The organism is Stutzerimonas kunmingensis (genome assembly GCF_021432085.1).
Taxonomy (GTDB): domain Bacteria; phylum Pseudomonadota; class Gammaproteobacteria; order Pseudomonadales; family Pseudomonadaceae; genus Stutzerimonas.
In genome coordinates, this window is record NZ_CP090366.1 from 2,621,629 (window position 1) to 2,640,027 (window position 18,399).

At 64.6% G+C, this 18,399-nt stretch carries 16 protein-coding genes and 1 pseudogene; 10 read left to right on the forward strand and 7 right to left on the reverse strand.

Annotated features, from left to right (window positions below):
* The first annotated feature begins 12 nt into the window (after positions 1-12).
* The 5 genes from LW136_RS12310 (at position 13) to xylB (ending at position 6,062) form a co-directional block, all read left to right on the forward strand.
* Positions 13-957 carry a carbohydrate ABC transporter permease gene (locus LW136_RS12310; protein WP_234173002.1) on the forward strand — a complete coding sequence of 315 codons (945 nt, stop codon included), beginning with the start codon at positions 13-15 and terminating at the stop codon, positions 955-957.
* A gap of 10 nt (positions 958-967) precedes the next feature.
* Positions 968-1,801: a carbohydrate ABC transporter permease gene (locus tag LW136_RS12315; RefSeq protein ID WP_234173003.1), complete on the forward strand. Its 834-nt coding sequence runs from the start codon at positions 968-970 to the stop codon at positions 1,799-1,801.
* A gap of 38 nt (positions 1,802-1,839) precedes the next feature.
* A complete protein-coding gene (locus LW136_RS12320; protein WP_234173004.1) occupies positions 1,840-2,943 on the forward strand; it encodes an ABC transporter ATP-binding protein in 1,104 nt (367 codons plus the stop codon).
* 106 nt (positions 2,944-3,049) lie between these two features.
* Entirely contained in the window at positions 3,050-4,528 is a 1,479-nt protein-coding gene (locus tag LW136_RS12325; protein ID WP_234173005.1) for a mannitol dehydrogenase family protein, read from the forward strand.
* A 10-nt stretch (positions 4,529-4,538) separates the two neighbouring features.
* Positions 4,539-6,062, forward strand: coding sequence for a xylulokinase (gene xylB / locus LW136_RS12330; RefSeq protein WP_234173006.1), 1,524 nt, complete (start codon positions 4,539-4,541; stop codon positions 6,060-6,062).
* Positions 6,063-6,153: 91 nt separating this feature from the next.
* On the opposite strand, the gene LW136_RS12335 is transcribed toward xylB, so the two are convergent.
* The gene (locus tag LW136_RS12335) at positions 6,154-7,380 is read right to left on the reverse strand and encodes an acyl-CoA dehydrogenase (protein WP_013982861.1); all 1,227 of its coding nucleotides are present in this window, start codon (positions 7,378-7,380) and stop codon (positions 6,154-6,156) included.
* Between the two features lie 146 nt (positions 7,381-7,526).
* On the opposite strand from LW136_RS12335, the gene LW136_RS12340 reads away from it, so the two are divergent.
* Complete coding sequence (locus tag LW136_RS12340; RefSeq protein WP_011913327.1) at positions 7,527-8,438, forward strand: LysR family transcriptional regulator; 912 nt, start codon at positions 7,527-7,529, stop codon at positions 8,436-8,438.
* 24 nt (positions 8,439-8,462) lie between these two features.
* Here the strand turns inward: LW136_RS12340 and gntR are convergent, their stop codons facing one another.
* The 4 genes from gntR to LW136_RS12360 form a co-directional block, all read right to left on the reverse strand.
* The gene (gntR, locus tag LW136_RS12345) at positions 8,463-9,482 is read right to left on the reverse strand and encodes an HTH-type transcriptional regulator GntR (protein ID WP_234173007.1); all 1,020 of its coding nucleotides are present in this window, start codon (positions 9,480-9,482) and stop codon (positions 8,463-8,465) included.
* Positions 9,483-9,538: 56 nt separating this feature from the next.
* On the reverse strand, positions 9,539-10,555 hold the full coding sequence (locus LW136_RS12350) for a TRAP transporter substrate-binding protein (RefSeq protein WP_234173008.1): 1,017 nt from the start codon (positions 10,553-10,555) through the stop codon (positions 9,539-9,541).
* Between the two features lie 61 nt (positions 10,556-10,616).
* Positions 10,617-11,894, reverse strand: a complete 1,278-nt coding sequence (locus tag LW136_RS12355; protein WP_023445328.1) for a TRAP transporter large permease — start codon at positions 11,892-11,894, stop codon at positions 10,617-10,619.
* 51 nt (positions 11,895-11,945) lie between these two features.
* Positions 11,946-13,076, reverse strand: a complete 1,131-nt coding sequence (locus LW136_RS12360) for a gluconokinase, GntK/IdnK-type (RefSeq protein ID WP_234173009.1) — start codon at positions 13,074-13,076, stop codon at positions 11,946-11,948.
* Between the two features lie 175 nt (positions 13,077-13,251).
* Between LW136_RS12360 and LW136_RS12365 the strand changes: the two genes are divergently transcribed.
* Positions 13,252-13,530, forward strand: a complete 279-nt coding sequence (locus LW136_RS12365; RefSeq protein ID WP_234173010.1) for a peptidylprolyl isomerase — start codon at positions 13,252-13,254, stop codon at positions 13,528-13,530.
* Positions 13,531-13,538: 8 nt separating this feature from the next.
* On the opposite strand, the pseudogene zapE reads toward LW136_RS12365, so the two are convergent.
* Positions 13,539-14,648 (reverse strand): annotated as a pseudogene (gene zapE / locus LW136_RS12370) (cell division protein ZapE).
* Between the two features lie 41 nt (positions 14,649-14,689).
* Complete coding sequence (locus LW136_RS12375) at positions 14,690-15,598, reverse strand: LysR family transcriptional regulator (protein WP_234173011.1); 909 nt, start codon at positions 15,596-15,598, stop codon at positions 14,690-14,692.
* 121 nt (positions 15,599-15,719) lie between these two features.
* On the opposite strand from LW136_RS12375, the gene LW136_RS12380 reads away from it, so the two are divergent.
* The 3 genes from LW136_RS12380 (at position 15,720) to LW136_RS12390 (ending at position 18,395) form a co-directional block, all read left to right on the forward strand.
* Positions 15,720-16,964: a D-amino acid dehydrogenase gene (locus LW136_RS12380; protein ID WP_058065814.1), complete on the forward strand. Its 1,245-nt coding sequence runs from the start codon at positions 15,720-15,722 to the stop codon at positions 16,962-16,964.
* Between the two features lie 21 nt (positions 16,965-16,985).
* On the forward strand, positions 16,986-17,339 hold the full coding sequence (locus LW136_RS12385) for a RidA family protein (RefSeq protein ID WP_090520339.1): 354 nt from the start codon (positions 16,986-16,988) through the stop codon (positions 17,337-17,339).
* A 75-nt stretch (positions 17,340-17,414) separates the two neighbouring features.
* Positions 17,415-18,395 carry a TAXI family TRAP transporter solute-binding subunit gene (locus LW136_RS12390; protein WP_234173012.1) on the forward strand — a complete coding sequence of 327 codons (981 nt, stop codon included), beginning with the start codon at positions 17,415-17,417 and terminating at the stop codon, positions 18,393-18,395.
* Positions 18,396-18,399 lie beyond the last annotated feature (4 nt).

Here is an 18,399-nt window from a genome sequence, read left to right on the forward strand (position 1 = left end):
CGGAGCACACCCATGGCCACCTCATCCACAGCCTTGCCCAAGGCGTCTGTCACCGACACGGCAAGCGAGCCGAGCGAGCGAAAGCCGCGCCGCTTTGGCCCCAGCTGGTTCCTCGTCAGCCCGTCCGTTGCGCTGTTGCTGCTGTGGATGCTGGTTCCGCTGTCGATGACCGTCTACTTCTCGGTGATCCGCTACAACCTGCTCTATCCCGGTGAGAACGATTTCGTCGGGCTGGAGAACTTCCATTACTTCCTGACCGATGCCGGCTTCATGCCGGGCATGACCAACACACTGATCCTGGTGGGCAGCGTGTTGCTGATCAGCGTCGTGCTCGGCGTGCTCATCTCTGCCCTGCTGGAGGCGGCTGACTTCGCAGGGCGCGGGATTGTACGCGTGCTTCTGATCTCGCCGTTCTTCATCATGCCGACCGTGAGCGCGCTGGTCTGGAAGAACCTCATCTATCACCCGGTCTCGGGCATTCTCGCGGCGGTGTGGAGGTTCTTCGGCGCACAGCCGGTGGACTGGCTCGCACAGCATCCGCTGGCGTCCATCGTGATCATCGTGTCCTGGCAGTGGCTGCCCTTCGCGATTCTGATCCTGATGACGGCCATGCAGTCTCTCGATCAGGAACAGAAGGAAGCCGCTCGCCTCGATGGTGCCGGCCCCATCGCGATCTTCTGGCACCTGACCTTGCCCCACCTGGCACGGCCAATCGCCGTGGTGGTGATGATCGAGACCATCTTCCTGCTTTCGGTATTCGCCGAGATCTTCACCACTACCAGCGGTGGTCCCGGCTACGCATCCACCAACCTCGCCTACCTGATCTACAACCAGGCGCTGCTGCAGTTCGATGTCGGCATGGCCTCGGCCGGCGGCCTGATTGCGGTGGTGATCGCCAACATCGCGGCGATCATCCTGGTGCGGATGCTCGGCAAGAATCTCACCGAAAAATATTGAGGACGGACCGATGCTGACGCTCAAACAAAGTCGCCGCCTCAATACCCTGGTAGTCGGGGTGCTCGCCTGGGCCGTGGCGCTGCTGCTGTTCTTCCCGATCTTCTGGATGCTGCTGACCAGCCTGAAGACCGAGATCGACGCCTTCGCCACACCGCCGCAGTTCATCTTCACGCCGACGCTGGAGAACTACCTGCAGATTCAGGACCGCAGCGGCTACTTCAAGTACGCCTGGAACTCGGTGACCATCTCCTTCGGCGCCACGGCCCTGGGCATGCTGATTGCGATACCTGCGGCCTACTCGATGGCCTTCTACGAGACCAAGCGCACCAAAGGCACGCTGTTGTGGATGCTCTCGACCAAGATGCTGCCGCCGGTGGGCGTGCTGGTGCCGATCTACCTGCTGGCCAAGCAGTTCGGCATGCTGGACAGCCGCACAGTGCTGATCATCATCTACACGCTGATCAACCTGCCGATTCTGGTGTGGATGATTTACACCTACTTCAAGGACATCCCGCGCGACATCCTCGAAGCGGCACGTATGGACGGCGCAACCTTGATGCAGGAAATGGTTCGCGTGCTCCTGCCAATCAGCAAGGGCGGGCTGGCCTCGACCATGCTGCTGTCGCTGATCCTGTGCTGGAACGAGGCCTTCTGGTCGCTGAACCTGACCTCTTCCAATGCTGCGCCGCTGACCGCCCTGATCGCGTCCTACTCCAGCCCGGAAGGCCTGTTCTGGGCCAAGCTTTCGGCCGTATCCACCCTCGCCTGCGCTCCCATCCTGATTTTCGGCTGGATCAGCCAGAAGCAGCTGGTGCGCGGCCTGTCGTTCGGCGCCGTGAAATAACGCCGCTGAGCTGAGAAGAACAACAGAGGATTCCGAACATGGCAGACCTGAAAGTCCACAACCTGAAGAAAAGCTTCGACGGCAACGACATCATCAAAGGCATAGACCTGGACATTCGTGATCGAGAATTCGTGGTCTTTGTTGGCCCATCCGGCTGCGGCAAGTCCACCCTGCTGCGCCTGATCGCCGGGCTCGAGGAGGTCAGCAGCGGCCGGATCGAACTGGACGGGCGCGACATCACCGATGTCAGCCCGGCCAAACGCGACCTGGCCATGGTTTTCCAGACCTACGCGCTCTATCCGCACATGACGGTGCGCAAGAACATGTCCTTCGCCCTGGATCTCGCCGGCGCGGACAAACAGGAAGTAGCGCGCAAGATCGAGGCAGCCGCCCGCACCCTGGAGCTGGAACCGCTGCTCGAACGCAAGCCGCGACAACTGTCCGGCGGCCAGCGCCAGCGTGTCTCCATTGGCCGCGCTATCGTGCGTAACCCCAAGGTCTTCCTGTTCGACGAGCCGCTGTCCAACCTCGATGCCGCGCTGCGCGTGCAGATGCGTCTGGAGCTGTCGCGCCTGCACCAGGAGCTGCAGGCGACGATGATCTACGTGACTCACGACCAGGTCGAAGCCATGACCCTTGCGGACAAGGTGGTGGTACTCAATGGAGGACGCATCGAGCAGGTGGGTTCACCCATGGAGCTCTATCACAATCCCGCCAACCTCTTCGTCGCGGGCTTTCTCGGCACACCGAAGATGGGCTTTCTCAAAGGCCGCGCAAGCCGTGTCGAAGCCAGCGGCTGCGAAGTCGAGCTCGACGCCGGTTGCCGTCTGTTCCTGCCGGTGAGCGGCGCCACGCTGAAGACGGGCGATCCGGTCACCCTCGGCATCCGCCCGGAACACCTCAACCGTGGCAGCGAAGGCAACTGCCAGTTGACCGTGAAGGCCGACGTAAGCGAGCGGCTGGGCAGCGACACCTACTGTCACGTGGTCACCGGCGACGGCGAGCAGCTGACCATGCGCATCCGCGGCGACTTCACCCCGCGCTATGGCGAATCGCTGTCGCTGACATTGGAAGCCGACCATTGCCACCTCTTCGACAGCAATGGCGTTGCGGTCGGCCAGTCGCTGCAGCAGGCGGCCTGACGGCCCCATAGCCGCCCGAGCCCTGACTTACCGGCAGATCGCTGCGCCTGCAATGGCAGCGATCCGGCCCCCGGCTTTTCCACATTCAAGCCCAGCGAGGCCCGAGATGAAGTTGAACGAAGCGAATCTGCCACAGCTGCCGGGCCCTATCGCGCGCCCCGATTACCGCCTGGCCGAGGTCACCACCGGCATCGCCCATATCGGCGTGGGCGGTTTTCACCGCGCCCATCAGGCGGCCTACACCGATGCACTGATGAACACCGGCGAGGGGCTGGAATGGGGCATCTGCGGCATCGGCACACGCGCCGAGGAACGCTCGATGCGCGACGCACTGGCCGCGCAAGACTACCTCTACACCCTGGTCGAGCTCGACGACCGGCCTGACACCGAGGTCCGGGTGATCGGCAGCATTCGCGACATGCTGTTGGTGGGCGAGGATGGTGCCGAGGCGGTGGTTGCCCGCCTGGCCGATCCGGCGATTCGCATCGTCTCGCTGACCATCACCGAGGGCGGCTATTGCCTGGACGACAGCACCGGCCAGTTCAATGCACAACTGCCCCAGATTCAACATGACCTGCAGCACCCGCTCAGCCCGGTCAGCGTGTTTGGCTTGCTCTGCGCGGCCCTGGCCAAGCGCCGCGGCGACGGCGTTGGGCCCTTCACTGTGATGTCCTGCGACAACCTCCCCCACAACGGCGACGTGACCCGCAAGGCCACGCTGGCCTTCGCCGGCCTGGTCGATGCCGACCTGGCCGGCTGGATCGAGCGCAACGTCAGCTTCCCCAACGCCATGGTCGACCGCATCACGCCCATGACCAGCGCGACCCATCGCCAGGACCTGGAGCGTCAGCACGGCCTCGATGACGCCTGGCCGGTGGTCTGCGAACCCTTCGTGCAATGGGTACTGGAAGACCGCTTCGTCGCCGGCCGGCCGGCCTGGGAAAAGGTCGGCGTGCAGTTCACCGACGACGTCTCGCCCTACGAGGAGATGAAGATCAAGCTGCTCAATGGCAGCCACCTCGCGCTGACCTACCTGGGCTTCCTGCGCGGTTATCGCTTCGTCCACGAAACCATGGCCGATCCGCTGTTCGTCGAGTACATCCGCCGCTACATGGACGAGGACGTCACTCCACAACTGGCTCCCGTGCCCGGCATCGATCTCGCTCGCTACAAGCAGACCCTGATTGAGCGCTTCTCCAACTGCGCCATCGCCGACCAGCTGGAGCGGGTGTGCTCCGACGGCTCGTCGAAGTTTCCCAAGTTCACCGTGCCGACCATCAACCGCCTGATCGCCGATAACGCCGCCCTGGACCGGGCCGCCCTGGTGGTCGCCGCCTGGGCGCTGTATCTGCAGGGCGTCGATGAAAACGGCGAGCGGTACCGCATCCCCGATCCGCGCGCGAATTTCTGCCAGTCCCTTGTCGCGGAGGACGACGGCCTCACTGAACGCCTGCTGGGGCGCGGAGAGATCTTCGGCACGCAGATTCCGCGTTCGCTCGCCTTCCGCGATGCCTTCGAGCGCAACCTGCTGCGGCTGCGCACGCTGGGGGTCAGCGGCACCCTTGATCTGTTGCTGACGCAGTGAGGGACCCGGCATGTTTCTCGGAATCGATTGTGGCACCCAGGGCACCAAGGCGCTGTTGCTCGACGCCAATAACGGGCGCGTGCTCGGCCAGGGCTCGGCCGGCCACGATTTGATCAGCGGACCCAATGGCCGGCGCGAGCAGGACACCGAGCAGTGGACCGCCGCTTTCGCCAGCGCTACCGCCGCGGCACTCGCCGAGGCCGGAGTCGACGGCGATGCCGTGCTGGGCATTGGTGTATCCGGGCAGCAGCATGGCTTGGTTACGCTCGATGCCGCGGGCCGCGTGTTGCGCCCGGCCAAGCTCTGGTGCGACACGGAGTCGGCTACGGAGAATCAGCACCTGCTCGACTGGCTGGGCGGTCAACAGGGTTCGCTGCAACGCCTCGGTATCGTCATCGCACCGGGCTACACGGTGTCCAAGCTGCTGTGGATGAAGGAGCAGCACCCCGCGCTGTTCGCTCGCATCGCCCATATCCTGCTACCCCACGACTACCTCAATTACTGGCTGACCGGGCGTTGCGTAAGCGAATACGGCGACGCCTCCGGCACCGGCTATCTCGATGTGCGCACCCGGCAGTGGGCGTTCGACATCCTGCGGTATGTCGATCCCAGCGGCCGTCTGGAGGCGGCGCTGCCGGAGCTGATCGAACCCCATCAGCCGGTCGGCCGGCTACGCCCCGAACTTGCCGTCCGGCTGGGCCTGAACTCCCAGGCCATCGTCGCGAGCGGCGGTGGCGACAACATGATGGGCGCCATCGGCACCGACAACATCCGCCCCGGCGCGATCACCATGAGCCTGGGAACCTCTGGCACGCTCTACGCGTTCTCCGGGGAACCTCGGGTCAGTCCGCAGCCATCAGGCGCGACGTTCTGCTCGTCCAGCGGGGGCTGGCTGCCGCTGATCTGCACCATGAACCTGACCAACGCCAACGCGGCGATTCGCGACCTGCTGGAGCTGGACCTCGATGCGTTCAACGCGCTGGTGGCGCAGGCGCCGATCGGCTGCGAGGGCGTCACCATGCTGCCATTTCTCAACGGTGAGCGCGTCCCCGCCCTGCCCCAGGCCAGCGCCAGCCTGCACGGCCTGACCGCCGACAACCTGAGCCGCGCCAACCTCTGCCGCGCCGTGCTCGAAGGCGTGACCTTCGGTCTGCGCTACGGGCTGGACCTGCTGCGCGAAAGCGGCATTCGCAGCGAGCGGATCCAGCTCATCGGCGGCGGCGCGAAGAATCCGCTGTGGCGGCAGATCGTCGCCGACATGATGGCCACGCCGGTAGTCTGCACCCGCCACAGCGAGGCCGCGGCGCTGGGCGGCGCGATCCAGGCGGCATGGTGCCATGCGCGACAGCAGGATCCCGAAGCCAGCCTCCAAGCCATCTGCTCGCGCTGCGTCAGCCTGGACGAAGACACCGCGGTCGCGCCGGTCGCCGAGTCGGTCCGGGCCTATGAGCAGGCCTATCGGCGCTATCGGGAGCTGGTGGCCAGCACCTACGGCGGGCAGACACCACCGGAGCTGACGCCGGTCGCCTCCTGAGGCGCAGCGCTCGGTCACAGGCAAACGGTCATAAAAAAGGCAAAGCCACGGTGCGTGGCTTTGCCTTTGGTCCTTTCCCCGGGACGACGCCTTAGCGGCTGCGCAGCGCCTCGCGCGGCACGTACTTGCCAAGCTCGTGACGAGCAATGGCCACCCGATGCACCTCGTCCGGACCATCGGCCAGGCGCAGGGTACGCTGCATCGCCCACCAGTGCGCCAGCGGGAAGTCCTCGGAAACACCCGCGCCACCGTGGATCTGGATGGCGCGGTCGATGACCTTCAGCGCCACGTTGGGTGCGACCACCTTGATCTGTGCGATCTCGCTGGCGGCGATCTTGTTGCCTACGGTATCCATCATGTACGCCGCGTTCAGCGTCAGCAGGCGCGCCATGTTGATCTCGATGCGGCACTCGGCGATGTGGTCGAAGTTCGCGCCCAGCCGGGCCAGCGGCTTGCCGAAGGCGGTACGGCTGACGGCACGTTCGCACATCAGCTTCAGTGCGCGTTCCGCGACACCGATCGAGCGCATGCAGTGATGGATGCGGCCCGGGCCGAGACGCCCCTGGGCGATCTCGAAGCCTCGGCCTTCACCGAGAATGACGTTCTCGTAGGGCACTCGCACGTTTTCCAGCAGCACTTCCGCGTGGCCGTGCGGGGCGTCGTCGTAGCCGAACACCGGCAGCGGGCGCAGCACCTTCACGCCGGGGGTATCCATCGGCACCAGGATCATCGAGTGCTGGGCATGGCGCGGCGCGTCAGGGTTGGTTAGGCCCATGAAGATCATGATCTTGCAGCGCGGGTCGCAGGCACCGGAGGTCCACCATTTGCGACCGTTGATGACCCACTCGTCGCCCTCGCGCACCGCGCGGGCTTCCATGTTGGTGGCATCGGACGAGGCCACGCCGGGCTCGGTCATGCCGAAGGCCGAACGGATTTCGCCGCGCAGCAACGGTTCCAGCCACTCGCGCTTCTGCGCCTCGCTGCCGTAGCGCACCAGCACTTCCATGTTGCCGGTATCCGGCGCCGAGCAGTTGAACGCTTCCGGGCCTAGACCCGAGCTGCCCATGATTTCCGCCAGCGGTGCGTATTCGGTGTTGGTCAGGCCGGCGCCCAGTTCCGATTCTGGCAGGAACAGATTCCACAGCCCCTCCGCCTTGGCCTTGGCCTTGAGCTCCTCGACGATAGCGGTCGGCTGCCAGCGGTCACCCTCGGCGACCTGCTGGTAGAACACCTTTTCGGCGGGATAGACATGAGCATCCATGAACGCTTGCACGCGCTCTCTCAGCTCTTGAACCTTCGGGGAGTAGGCGAAATTCATGGGCGACAACCTTCTGGCAGGTAATGTTTTGTAGTTTTGAATGCTAGAGGAGGCCCAGCGATTTATCGAAGCTATTTTCCTCGTGTATAAACATTCATCACCGATATATGATCGGCGAATTCCGATACACGCCGGAGAGCACAACAATGAACCTTAACAAGGTCGATCTGAATCTTTTCATCGTCTTCGATGCCATCTACACCGAGGCCAACCTGACCCGTGCCGGGCAGATCGTCGGCATCACCCAGCCCGCTGTTTCCAACGCCCTTGCCCGCTTGCGCGAGACGTTCAACGATCCGCTGTTCGTGCGCACCGCCCAGGGCATGGTGCCGACGCCGATGGCGCAGAACATCATCGGCCCGGTGCGCAATGCGCTGCAGCTGCTGCGGGTATCGGTGCAGGAAAGCCGCACCTTCAGCCCGGCGCAGGCAAACAAGACGTTCCGCATCAGCATGACCGACCTCACCGAGGCGGTGATGCTGCCGCCGCTGTTCCAGCGCCTGCGCCGCCTGGCACCGAACGTGAAGATCGAGAGCATGCTGGCCAAGCGCCGCGAGACGACCAAGGAACTGGCCGCCGGCCGCCTGGACTTCGCCATGGACGCGCCACTCAACACCGACCCGCAGGTGCGTCACGTCAAGCTGCTGGAAGACCGTTACATCTGCGCCATGCGCCGCGGCCACCCGCTGGCCAAGGACAAGCTCACCCTGGAGCAATACCTGTCGCTGTCGCACATCCACATTTCCAGCCGCCGCAGCGGGCTCGGTCTGGTGGACCTGGCATTGGGCAAGATGGGCCTGCAGCGCAAGATCGCCCTGCGCTCGCAGCACTACCTGATGGCGACCCAGGTGATCGACCAGACCGACATGGCGGTGACCGTTCCCGAGCGTTTCGCCCGGCGGCACAACCTGCACCAGGTCGATCTGCCGGTAGACATCATGCCGCTGGAAACCCACATCTATTGGCATGAAAGCACCGATCAGGACCCGGCCAACCGCTGGATGCGCGAGCAGATGATCGAGATCGCGCAGCAGGTCACCGCGCAGCAGGATCTCTGACGCGCTGGCGGGTGAAAGCCCGCCTCAGGCGCTGTCGCGCATCACCACTTCGAAACCTACATCGATACAACGCTCGGCAGGCTGCTGACCTCGCATCAGGCTCAGCAGCATCTGCGCCGCCAGCTCGCCGATCTCGCCGCGGCGGGTGCGCACGGTGCTCAGCGCCGGATGCATCCAGGCCGCCGCCGGCAGGTCATTGAAACCGGCAATCGCCAGCCGCCCCGGCACTTCGAGCCCCAGCTGATGGGCGCGAAACAGGGCGCCAAGGGCCAGGTCATCGTTGTTGAAGAACACCGCGTCGATCTGCGAATGCTGCGCCAGCAGCCGATCCAGCAACTCCGCGCCGAGGCCGATGGACGACAGCTGCGGCGTCAGCAATTCCAGAGTTGGCTCATAGCGACTCGCCTGGCGCATGGCCTGACGGTAGCCTTCGGCGCGTTGCAGGGTGCGCGGGTCCAGCTGAGCGGCGGCGAATGCGACGTGGCGGTAACCGCGCTCGAGCAAGGTGCGGGTCATGGCGACGCCAGCTTCCAGTTGCGAGAAGCCGACGCAATAGTCATCCGGCCGCTCGCTCAGCTCCATCAGCGTAACCATCGGTGCGGTGTAGTTGGCCAGCACTGCACGGGCGGCATCGCTGCGCTCGAACCCGGTGATCAGCAGGCCGGCCGGCTGATGGGCCAGATAGGCGCGCAGCAGCCGTTCGTCCTCTTCGGGCCGATAGTGGCTGACGCCGATCATCATTTCGTAACCCGCCGGCATCAGCACTCGCTGGATGGCCTCGACGGTGTCGACGAACACCGCGTTGGACAGCGAGGGGATGATCACCGCCACCAGATTGGAGCGCGAACTGGCCAGGCTGCGCGCCGCCGGATGCGGCACATAGCCGAGCGCCTTGACCGCCTGCTCGACACGCTCACGCAATGCATCGGAAACCAGATCCGGTTGCGACAGCGCGCGGGATGCCGACATCAGCGAGCAGCCGGCGCTACGTGCGACATCCGAGAGGGTTACCCGCTCGGCAGAGCGGCGTCGGCGTGTGGTCATGATCAATCCAGCATCTGAAGGCGGCGAATTCTATCAGCGGTATGGAAGGCAGCACCCTACTGGGACGCTTTCTCCACTTCGGCCTGCACCTGATCGAACAGGTCCTGGCCGACCGCATCGATCACCGTCTGGATCGCCGGCTGCGCCTGCTCACGCATGCGCTGGATTTCCTCGGGACTGACCTCGTTGATCTGCATGCCACGTTCCTTCAGCGCCGCCAGCGCCTGACTGGCCTCGCGACGGGTGTCCTCGCGCTCGGCATCGCGGGCCTTTTCCGCAGCGTCCATGAGGATGCCCTGCTCGGTCGCGGACAGCCCGTCCCACCAGCGCTTGGACACCGTGACGATCCAGGGGCTGTAGACGTGATTGGTCACGCTCAGGTACTTCTGCACCTCATAGAACTTGGACGAGAGGATGGTGTTGTAGGGGTTTTCCTGGCCGTCGACTGCCTTGGTTTCCAGCGCGGTGAACAGCTCGGAGAACGGCAGCGGCACCGCATTGGCGCCCATGCGCTTGAAGGTGTCGATGAACACCGGATTGGGCATCACGCGCAGCTTGATTCCGTTGAAGTCTTCGTACTTTTCGATCGGCCGGGCGCTATTGGTCACGTTGCGAAACCCATTTTCCCAGTACACCAGTCCGACCAGGCCTTTCTCCTCGAGCTTGTCCATCACCTGCCGACCGACCGGGCCGTCCAGTACCTGATCGGCCTGACGCGGATCGGTGAACAGGAACGGCGTATCCCACACCGCCATCTCCTTGCTGATGCCGACCAGCGTCGCGGTCGAGCCAACCATCATCTCCTGCGCGCCGCCGATCAGTGCGTTCTGCATCTGGTCGTCCGAACCGAGGCTGGCGGAGGCGAAGGTGCGCACCTTCAGCTTGCCGCCCGAGGCCTTGGCCACCTCCTCGGCCAGCAGCTTGGCTGCCCTGCCCTGGTTGCTGTCTTCGTTGAGGCCGTAACCGAAGCGGATCATGCGTGGGCGGATGTCGTCCGCGGCCTGCGCGTAACCGAGGCTGAGTGTGCTGCCGAGCAAGGCGGCGGCCAGGGTGCTGATGAGAAGTCGTTTCATGTCGCGTTACCTTCTTGTTGTTGGACGTTGGTTTGTTGAGCGCTTGGTTGCACGACCGGCGTTACCGCAGCCAGGCCAGGGGTACGGTGATGATCGAGGGCACGGCGATAAGCAGCCCGACGATCACCAGATAGATAAGGAAGAACGGCATAACGCCGCGCACCAGGGTTTCCATGCGCAGTCGGCCGATGCCGCCGACCACGTTGAGCACCGTGCCCACCGGCGGCGTGATCAGCCCGATGGACCCGATCAGCACGAACATCACACCGAAGTACACCGGATCGATGCCGGCCTTGATCGCGATCGGCGCCAGCACCGGACCGAGGATCAGGATGGTCGGGGTCAGGTCCAGCACCATGCCGACGGCGATCATCAGCAGCATGATGGCGATCATCAGCAGTTTCGGGTCCTGCGCCAGCGGGCCGAGCATTGCAGCGATCTCGTCGGGCAGCTGCGCCAGGGTGATCATGTACGCCGACACCGTCGCGGCGGCGCAGAGGAACATCACCGAGGCCGTGGTGCGGCTGGCACGGGTCAGCACCTCGACCAGCCCGGCCCAGTTCAGCTCGCGGTACAGCAGGGTCGAAACGGCCAGGGCATAGACGGCGGCGACCACCGCCGCTTCGGTCGGGGTGAACAGGCCGCCACGCAGCCCGCCGACGATGATCACTGGCAGCATCAGCGCGGCAGCACCGTCGACCAGCACACGACGGCGCTCGGCGGCGCTGGCCTTTTCCTGTTTCGGTTCGTCGATCCGCCGGGCGATCAGCGTCCAGGCCACGATCAGACCCATGCCCATGATCAGCCCCGGCACCATGCCGGCGAGAAACAGCTGGCTGATCGAAGTACCGGTGACCACGCCGTAGATCACGAACGGCATGGAGGGCGGAATGATCGGCGCGATGATCCCGCCTGCCGCCACCAGGCCCGATGACGAACTCAGCGGGTAGCCGCGCTCGCGCATCATCGGCAGCAACAGCGTCGCCAGCGCGGCGGTATCGGCCAGGGCCGAGCCGGACATGCTGGCCAGCAGCACCGAAGCGGCAATCGCCACGTAACCCAGGCCGCCACGCTTGTGACCGAAATAGGCCTGCGCCATGGCGATGATGCGCCGCGAGATGCCGCCGGCATTCATCAGCTCGCCAGCAAGGATGAAGAACGGCACCGCCAGCAGCGGGAAGCTGTCAGCGCCGGCCTGAAGGTTCTGAGCCAACAGCTGCACGTCCCAGAAATCCAGGTACCACATCAGCACCGAGCCGGTGAGCAGCAGCGCGAAGGCGATGGGCATGCCAAGCGTCATGAAGCCCAGCAGCGATGAAAGGAAGACGACGACGGTCATACAAGGTCCTCGGTTGGGCAGTGCCCGTATTGTTCTGAATGCGGCGTCGCTTCAGTCCGCGGTGACATTCGCAGCGGCGGTGGCCGATGGCTGATCGCGCCGCCAGACATTGACCAGCTGCACCAGCGCCAGTACCGCCAGCGCGACCATGCTGGCGGCCACGGGCAACATCGCCAGGCCCAGCGGATAACCGACTACCGGGCTGTTGATGGTCCAGCCGAACTGCATCTGATTCCAACCACCCCAGGCCGCCAGGCAGCTCGCAGCTGCCACCAGCAGCCAGCTGAGAGAGTCGACGACGCGGCGGAACAGCCGAGGAAAACGGTCGCGCAGCATGGAAAAGCTCATCAGCTCGCCTCGGCGCATGCTCGAAGCGACACCGACGAACACCAGCCAGACGAACGCCAGCCGCGACAGCTCCTCAGCGCCGGTCCAGCCAGTGCCGAAGGCATAGCGCAGCACCACGCTGGAGAACACCACGATGACCATGAAGGCCATCAACGCGGCCATCAGCCAGTCGGTCAGGCGGTCGAATTGCTGAGCGACCGTGCCGCTGTAGATCGGCTCGTTGGTCAAAGGTGGCGCCGTGGTAGCGCTATCAAACGGGCGCGAGGAAAGATCGACCCGGGTTTCGATCAGCTCATCCAGACCGGCGCCCTGCATCCATTCGACGATCTGGCGCAAGACGACCTCGCGCGGTTGACTGGCATCCACCGTCAATACGCCCGGTTCGCCCTCGGGTGATTCGAGGGTGGCGAATTGGCTGTCGACCAGGGAAATCGGCATGAAATGCCCCGCCCTGCCACCGACTCGCTGTATGGCGGTTTCGTAATCGATGGCCAGATGGGCGAAACGCAGCTCCGGAACCGCACTGCGCAGCAACTCCCGGTAGCTGCGCTTGAGCGCCGAGCAAGCCAGCACGAAGCCGCTGCCCGCCGCCAGGGTGCGCTGCATTTCGGCGATCAGCGCGTGCAGCCACTCCACGCGATCGGCGTCGGACAGCGGCGTGCCGGCACGCATGCGCGCCACGTTCTCTGCCGGGTGAAAGTTGTCCGCTTCGATATGCGGCAGGCCGAGCGCATCGGCTACGGCGTGGCTGGTGTCCGTCTTGCCGGAACCGCTGACGCCCATGACGACCAGAACCGGAAGCGCGGAAGCCTTTGAGGTATGCACTGAAGGCATGCGAGGAATCCATTGTTTTGCTTGTTTGGCCTGATGTTAGCGCTATCACGCATCTCGATAGAACTACCGCTCGTCGACCATACGGTCACGAAACAGCTGTTTTCGCACGGCATTGCGATCGACTTTCGCGGCGGTACGACTACAATCGCGTCCCTTGTAATCGAGGACACCAAGCATGCCCAAAGCCATGTGCCGCCACATTCTGGTCAAGACCGAGGCCGAAGCCGCGCAGCTGAAAAAGCGCATCGCCAATGGCGAAGCATTCGACGTGCTGGCGCGCAAATACTCGACCTGCCCGTCCAGCAAGAAAGGTGGCGACCTCGGCGAAGTGCGCCCGGGGCAGATGGTGCGGAGCATCGATCAAGTGATCTTCAAGAAGCCGCTGCGCGAAGTGCACGGCCCGGTAAAGAGCCAGTTCGGCTACCACCTGGTGCAGGTGTTCTACCGCGACTGAGCTGGCGTTTAGCCAAAGCGCTGCAGCTGCATCTCCCGCAGGCGACTGAGCGTGCGGCGGAACGGGAATGCCAGATAGCCCTCGGTATACAGCTCGTCCAGTGCCACCTCGGCTTCGATATAGAGCGGAATCCGCCGGTCGTAGCACTCGTCCACCAGCGCGATGAAGCGGCGCACGGCATCATCCCGCGCGGCGAGCCTGGGCAACTGGCGATCACCCGCCGCCACCCGCGCGGCTCCATCCTCGGTGCCGCGGGCAATGCGCCCATCGCGCTGTGTGCCGCCGAGCTCGGGCACAGCACCAATCAGGATCGCTGCGAAACGGTCGCACAGTTCGATGAAGTCCAGCGCCGAAAACGGCTGTTCGCAGAGATCGGCGAAGCGGCACCAGAGCACCGATTCGCTACGCCGCACGACGTCGAGCTGCCGACGGCTGAGGGCGAGTGGCTCGGTGCTGACCGCACCATCGGCCAGCGCCTCGAACGTCGCGGCTAACGCAGTGGCGCCGTCGAACGGGGCGATCCAGTAGCGCTGCAACGCAGCGCCGGGACGCAGGCGGTGATCGGCGCCACCATCCACATCAACCACATGCATGTGCTGCACGATGGCATCGAAGGCCGGCAGAAAACGCTCGCGATTGAAGCCGTCGGCGTACAGCTGCTCCGGCGGCTGGTTGGAGGTGGCGACGATCACCACGTCATGCTCGAAGAGCACCTGGAACAGGCGTCCCAGGATGATTGCGTCGCCGATATCACCGACGAAAAGCTCGTCGAAGCAGAGCACGCGAATCTCTTGTGAAAGTTCTCTGGCCAGGGCCTGCAACGGATCGGCCGTGCCGTTGAGCTGGAACAGCCGGATATGCACCCAGCGCATGAAATGGTGGAAATGCTGCCGCCGCGAAGCAACCGTCAGGCTTGCGTGAAACAGGTCCATCAGCCAGGTCTTGCCACGCCCGACCGGTCCCCATAGTTAGACGCCGAGAGGCAGGTCCGCACCTGAAACAAGCGCCTCATGACAGGCCTGAAGCCGTGCAACGGCGCGCTGTTGAGCCGCATCGGGCACGAAACCGTCTTGCACGATGGCCTGCTGATAACGTTCAAGGGGCGAGTCGACGTGCATGATCGTCCGGCGCAAAAGCCGCCATGGTAGCGCGCGACTGCTCAGTTGTGCCCATCCTGCAGCAGTCGCTCGGCCTGGGCGCCGAGCTGCTCGAGCAGCATCGCCTGCGCCGGCAACAGTTGCTCGTGAACACGGGTCAACGCATAGACCGGCACGCTGATGGCCGGTTCGAGCAGACGAGCCTGTACCTCGCCGCCAGTAGCCGCCAGCGCGGTGAACGGGTCGACCAGCGCCACGCCCTGCCCCGCGGACACCAGCTGTCGCGCCAGCTGATAGGTCTGTACCCAGGTAACGACGCGCGGCGGCGGATCGAGCTCCTCGATGTGGCCGCGCAACAGGCTGCCCAGCGCATCGCGGGCGTCGATGCCGATCAGCGCTTTACCCGCCAAGGCCTGCAGGCGCAGCGGGCCGTGCAGTTCATCCGGCTGCCACCAGCCAGGCGGCGCGATCACGTGCATGCGTCCCTCGGACAATAGCCGGCTGCTCAGTCCCGGATGCTCCACCGCCTGTGAAGTCAGCCCGAGATCGGCTTCACGCAGTAGCAGGGCCTCGACGATTTCCGCCGTGTGCTGCGTCGCGAGCTGACAGACCGTACGTGGAAATCGCTCGCGCCAAGTGCTCAACGTCTGTGGCAGCAGCGCCTGAGCCAAGGCCGGCGTACAGATCAGGCGCAGGGCGCACTCCTCGCCCCGGCCGAGGCTGTCAGCTAGCCGCCGCAGATTCTGCAGGTCGATAGCCAGGCGTTCGGTCTGCTGCTGCATTACCCGCGCCTCGGCGGTGGGCTGCAGCTTGCCCCGCACCCGGTCGAACAGCGCAAAGCCAAGTTGCTGCTCGGCATGCTTGAGAATCTTGCTCGCCGCCGGCTGGGAGATATGCAGCAGCTCGGCCGCGGCCGTCAGGCTGCCGGTTTGCAGGATCGCCTGGAACAGTTCGATATGACGCAGCCGCATGCATGTCCCCTCTTCAGACAATCGAGCATAACCGCAGGTTATGGGAACGCTCCATCCTTTCATTGGCCGCCTCGCTGGCACGCGGCCTAGGCTGCGCTGATCGAGTCGGAGGAGCAGTTGCATGCGGGTAGCAGTCATCGGCGCAGGCGTTATCGGGCTTGCCACAGCCTATTCACTGGTGCGCCAGGGGCACAGTGTGGAGCTGATCGAAGGGCGCGACGATGTCGCCCTGGAGACCAGCTTCGCCAATGGCGGACAGCTCAGCTATCGCTACGTTTCGCCCCTGGCCGATGCCGGCGTGCCGCTGCAGGCGATTGGTTGGATGCTGCGCGGAGCCGATGCCCCGTTGCGTTTCCGACCGCAGGCGAGCCTGCATCAGTGGCGCTGGTGCCTGCAGTTCCTGCTGGCGTGCCGGCGTTCGGTCAATCGGCGCAACGCGGCTCACTTGCTGCGGCTCGCCCTGCACAGCCAGCAGATCCTGCGCAGCTGGCGCGAGCAGGACCAGCTGGACGGCTTCGCCTGGCGCGCCAACGGCAAACTGGTGATCTATCGCGATCAACACAGCCTGCACAAGGGCGCAGCGGCCATCGACGACGAATCAGGGCAGCGGCTGCTGGACGCCGCGCAATGCGTCGACGTCGAGCCGGCGCTGACGCCGTTGGCGTCATCGCTGCACGGCGGCATCTATTCGCCCGGCGACGAGGTTGCCGACTGCCATCTGTTCTGCACCGAACTGCTGCGGCGACTGCGGGCATCGCCTGCGTTTCTCCTGCATACCGGCCAATCGGTAAGCGCATTGCGCACCGAAGGCAAGCGCGTCCGCGCGGTCATGCTCGGGCGCGATGAAGTCGCCATCGACCATCTGGTAGTGGCGGCCGGCACCGGCAGCGTCGGGCTGCTTCGGCCACTGGGTATCGACCTGCCGATCTACCCACTCAAGGGCTACAGCCTGACCGTTGCGCTGGCCGACCAGGACCGCGTGCCGCAAACCAACGTCACCGACTACGACAACAAGGTCGTCTACGCCCGCCTCGATGACCAGCTGCGCGTCGCGGCGATGGTGGATATTGCCGGCTGGGATGCCGAGCTCGACCAGCAGCGCATCGCCACCCTGCAACGTCTGGCTAGTGCGACCTTCCCCGGTGCCGGCGACTACCAACGCGCGCGGCAATGGGCAGGCCTGCGCCCGGCGACGCCCCAAGGTACGCCGCTGATCGGCCGCAGCGGATTCGACAATCTCTGGCTCAACGTCGGCCACGGCAGCCTCGGCTTCACCCTGGCCTGTGGCAGCGCCGACCTGCTCGCCAGCGTAATCGGCGGATCACCACCCGCTGTCTCCCTGGACGGCTTGAGTCTGCCCGCCTGACCACTCAAAGAGGAAACCGATATGCCCGTTCAACGCATCGAGAGCAATCCGCGAATGTCCGCCGCGGTCATTCATGCAGACCTTGTGTTCCTCGCCGGCCAGGTGCCGGACGACCGCGGCCTGGATGCCGCAGGACAGACCCGCGAGGTGCTGGCGAAGATCGACCGGTTGCTGGCCGCCGCCGGATCCAGTCGCGAGCACCTGCTCAGCGCGCAGATCTGGCTGAAGGACATCGACGCCGACTTCGCCGCCATGAACGAGGTCTGGAGCGACTGGCTGCCAGCAGGCTGCGCACCGGCACGGGCGACGGTACAGGCGCGTCTGGCCTCGCCCGAGGTGCTGGTCGAGATCATGGTGATCGCTGCGCGCGCCTGACCACAGCGGTCTATCGTTCCTGCGCCGGCCAACCACAGTTGCAACCACCCACAATACAAACAAGAGGGAACCGCAATGAACCACCAGATCCGTAACGGCCTGTTCGGCATCACCCTGGCCGGCGTGCTCGCCAGCGCCTTGGCGAGCACCAGCGTGCTGGCACAGGAGCGCTTCGTCACCATCGGCACCGGAGGGCAGACCGGCGTGTATTACACCGCCGGCCAGTCGGTGTGCCGCTTCCTCAATCGTGCCGAGGTGAAGCCCGCCATCAAATGCAACGCACCCTCGACCGCGGGCAGCGTGACCAACATCGTGTCGTTGCACAAAGGCGAGTATGACTTCGGCTTCATCCAGTCCGACCATCAGCACAAGGCGCTGCAGGGCCTGGCGCCCTTCGACAAGGAAGGCGCCGTCGAACTGCGCGCGGTGTTCTCGCTGCAGTCGGAGATTCTCACCGTGGTCGTTCGCAACGACAGCGGCATCACCGATCTGGCCGGACTCGAAGGCAAGCGGGTAAACATCGGCGTGCCCGGCTCGGGTAGTCGCGACACCTTCGAGGAGGTCATGCAGGTCAAGGGCTGGACCAACGCCAGCTTCTCCCTGGCCGCGGAACTCAAACCGGCGGAAATGGCTTCCGCCTTGGGTGACAACAACCTTGACGCCATCACCTATGTGGTCGGCCATCCGAGCGGTGCGATCCAGGAAGCCTTGACCAATGTAAAGGCCAGGATCATTCCCGTGCAGGGCGCCGAGATCGACAGCCTGCTGGCCAAGGCCGATTACTACAGCGCCGTGGAAATCCCCGCAGGGCTCTACCCGGGCGTGGAAGGCGCCATTCCATCGATCGGCGGCAAAGCCGTGCTGGCGACCACCAGCAAGACCGACCCGGAGGTGGTCTATCAGCTGGTCAAGTCGGTATTCGACAACCTCGATAGGTTCAAGCGCCTGCATCCAGCCTTTGCCGATCTAAAGGCCGAAGACATGATTCGCGTCGGACTGACTGCGCCACTGCACGAGGGCGCCGAGCGTTATTACAAGGAGAAGGGTTGGCTGTAAGCCG